Source organism: Sphingobium sp., from assembly GCF_041987595.1.
In the GTDB taxonomy this organism is placed as follows: domain Bacteria; phylum Pseudomonadota; class Alphaproteobacteria; order Sphingomonadales; family Sphingomonadaceae; genus Sphingobium.
In genome coordinates, this window is the sequence record NZ_JBHIWJ010000189.1 from 1 (window position 1) to 3120 (window position 3120).

At 67.5% G+C, this 3120-nt stretch carries 3 protein-coding genes; 1 reads left to right on the top strand and 2 read right to left on the bottom strand.

Going from position 1 to position 3120, the window contains the following annotated elements; translation table 11 throughout:
- Positions 1-314 (top strand): helix-turn-helix domain-containing protein (locus ACFC3J_RS22585; protein ID WP_375198159.1); only part of this gene is annotated, 314 nt, incomplete at its 5' end.
- A 13-nt stretch (positions 315-327) separates the two neighbouring features.
- Here ACFC3J_RS22585 and ACFC3J_RS22590 read toward each other — a convergent pair.
- The gene (locus tag ACFC3J_RS22590; protein ID WP_375198160.1) at positions 328-1581 is read right to left on the bottom strand and encodes an MFS transporter; all 1254 of its coding nucleotides are present in this window, start codon (positions 1579-1581) and stop codon (positions 328-330) included.
- A partial coding sequence (locus ACFC3J_RS22595; protein ID WP_375198161.1) for an arylsulfatase occupies positions 1578-3120 on the bottom strand: 1543 nt, incomplete at its 5' end. The genes ACFC3J_RS22595 and ACFC3J_RS22590, both read right to left, overlap by 4 nt.

The following is a 3120-nucleotide window of genomic DNA, read 5'->3' on the forward strand; positions in this document are numbered from 1 at the left end:
GGCAGATCGCCGACCGGCTTGCCGATGAAGCATTGCCGTCGCCGGGCGTCCCGGAACTGGCGGCGCTCTGCGGCCTCGGGCGGCGGCATTTCATGCGGGCCTTCAAGGTGCGGACGGGGCTGACGGTCATGGAATGGGTCGAACGGGCCATGTTCGATCGCGCCACCCGCCTGCTGGAACAGGAGGGGGTTTCGATCAAGCAGGTCTCCGCGCTGCTGGGCTACAGCCATCCCGGCAGTTTCGCGAGCGCCTTTGCGCGGCGGTTCGGCCTGTCGCCGCGGGAATGGCGCAGCAGGAATGCCACGCGGCACTGATCGCGCCGTCGGCTCAGGCGCGCATTTCGTCCAGATTGCGGGCGCGGGTTTCCGGGATCAGGAACCAGATCAGCGGGATCGCGATCCAGGCGCCGATGCCCAACAGAGCCGCCGCTGCGCCGATGCTGCCCAGTCGGCTGCTCAACGCGCCCAGCAGCGCGGGCGCCACCACCACCCCCCAGCGGCCGATCAGGTTATGGCACCACCCATTGGCCGCGCCGCGCAGGTGGGTGGGGAAAAGCTCGCTGTTGATCGTGTAGGCGACCACCCACACGCCCAGCATCGCTTGCAGACCGATGAAACTCGCGGCGATCGCGATCCAGCCGGTCGAGGAATAGCAGCCAAGCGTGAAGGCTCCCAGCAGCGCCATGAACAGGCACATGGTCCTGCGCCGTCCGATCGCGTCCGCCAGCAGCCCGGCCAGAATATAGCCCAGAAAGGCCCCCGCCAGTCCGAACGGCGCGATGCGGCCGAAATCCGCCGCAGGCCAACCCCGTTCCTTGACGACGTATAGGGTGAAAAACAGGCTGCTGACCGAACTGGTGAAGTTGATGATGAGCCACAATGCGCTCATTGCGACGAAGGAGCGCCGCAGCCGGGGATGCCACAGCTGCCGTAATTCCCCCATCGCTGAACTGCGCTCCACGTTCCCCTGCTGCCGCGTGGCGAGCCAGACGGGGGTTTCGCGGAGTTTCCACAGCAGCAGCGGCATCAGCAGCAGGGGCGCCGCCCCAAGGACGAACAGCAGCCGCCAGCCCAGCGGCGTTTCCAGCGCCGGGCCGATCGCCACGAAGGGCAATGCCGCGCCGAAACTGCCCATCGCGCCGAGCAGGCCGTTGGCCCGGCCTCGCAGATGCGGCGGCAGGGTTTCGCTCAGCACCAGATAGGCCATGGCGATCTGCGTCACCAGCAGCGCCCGCGTCACGAACTGGATGCCGGTATAGGAATTGATCCCGGTCGCCGCGACGGTGGCGAGCGACCCCAGCGAAAAGCCGGCCGCTGCCAGCAGCAGCAGTGGACGGCGGCCGAACCGATCGGCCAGACGCAGCAGCAGCCATGCCGCGATGGACCCCAGCGCGATCACGGCCAGCGCATTGCCCAGGCCGCTGTTGGATATGCCGAAATCCCTGGCGACATAGGGAAGGACCACGCTGGTCGCGCTGATGTCGAAGCCTTCGAACATGACGACCCCCGCCAGCAGCAGGATCAGCATGACGTGCTGGCGGGTCAATTGCGCCCTCGGTGCGCGGTCGGTGTCGTCGATCATGGACCGTGGGTTTCGAACAGACTGACCGGCCCGTCAACCACGCCGCAGGATGCCGCATAACGGTCCCAGGCGCCGATCAGTTCGCGCAGCAGTTGCGGTTCGTCATCTGCACGGTCCTGCGTCTCTCCCGGATCGCGCTCGACGTCATAAAGCTGCCACCTGCCGGCGCCTTCGGGTTCTCGAATCCACAGCGCCTTCCATGGCCCCCTGCGGATCGCCCGGCGGCCGAACAATTCCCATCCGGTTTCGACATGCGGTCCGTGGACGGCGTCCGCCTCGCCGCGCAGATGCCGCGCCAGCGATGCCCCGCGCATAGGCTCGACGTCCCGTCCGTGCCGGCGCGCGGGATGAGCGACCCCCGCCCAGTCCAGCAGCGTCGCCGGAATGTCCATGGCCGTGGCGAAGGCGTGGCTGATCCTTCCGTCGCCTGCGACACCCGGCCCGCAGGCGAAGAAGGGGACGCGAATGCCGCCTTCGGTCGTGAAGGATTTGTGCAGGCGGCAGGGCGCGGTCGCCGCCTGCGCCCAGCGCGGACCATACCAGCAGCAGCTTGTCGGCGTGCCGAGATTGTCGATGCTGTTGTCGAAATGGCGGTCGATCTGCGCGGCGATGATCGGGCCGACGATCGGCATCGCCTCGACCATGGCGCCTTCCGCTCCATTATCCGACAGGAACAGGATGATCGTGTCGTCAAGATCGCCCGATGCCCGCAGATGATCGATCACCCGGCCGACGGCATGGTCCATGCGCGACACCATGGCGGCATAAACCTCCATCGTCCGCGCCGACCAGGCCCGGTCTTCTTCCGGTATCTCCTCCCAGGGCGTGCCCCCGGCGAAGGGATGCACGGGGGCGTCGGCGGGGCAAAGGCCGTTCGCCCGCATGGCTGCGAGCCGCTCCGCGCGCAGCGCTTCCGGCCCGGCGTCATAGCGGCCGCGATAGCGATCGACATCGCCGCGCGGCGCATGCAGCGGCCAATGGGGAGCGCTGAACGGCAGATAGGCAAAGAACGGTCTGTCGCGTGGCCGATCCCCCAGGAAATCGATCAGCCGCGTCGCAAAATAGTCCGAAGAATAATAATCTTCCGGCAGGCTGGTCACCAGCGCCCCGTCCTCCCTGTAGACGGCGTCGACCGTCGAGAAGCTGTTCACCCCGGCTCCGGCATAATGGCTGCCGCCTGCGGGCATCATCGCAAAGGACCGATCGAAACCGCGCGCATGCGGTCGGCTGCCGTCAGTATCCCCCAGATGCCATTTGCCCGACATCATCGTGTGCCAGCCCGCCGCCTGAAGCGTTTCGCTGACCGTCACCACCCGCCCGTTCAGATAGCCCTCATATCCCGGCGCGCCGGTAAAGGACGGGTCCGCGACCTCCAGCATGGTGCCGATGCCGGCAATGTGCGGGTCGGTGCCGGTCAGCAGCATGGCGCGGGTCGGCGAGCAGGCTGGCGCGGAGTGGAAGCCGGTGCAACGCACGCCCCGCATCGCCAGCGGCAGCCCCATATGCGGGCAGCGGTCGACATAGCCGCGCACGTCCTGC

Coding starts and splice junctions, on each gene's coding strand:
- ACFC3J_RS22590 (WP_375198160.1), bottom strand. CDS start 1,581: ATGATCGACGACACCGACCGCGCACCGAGGGCGCAATTGACCCGCCAG.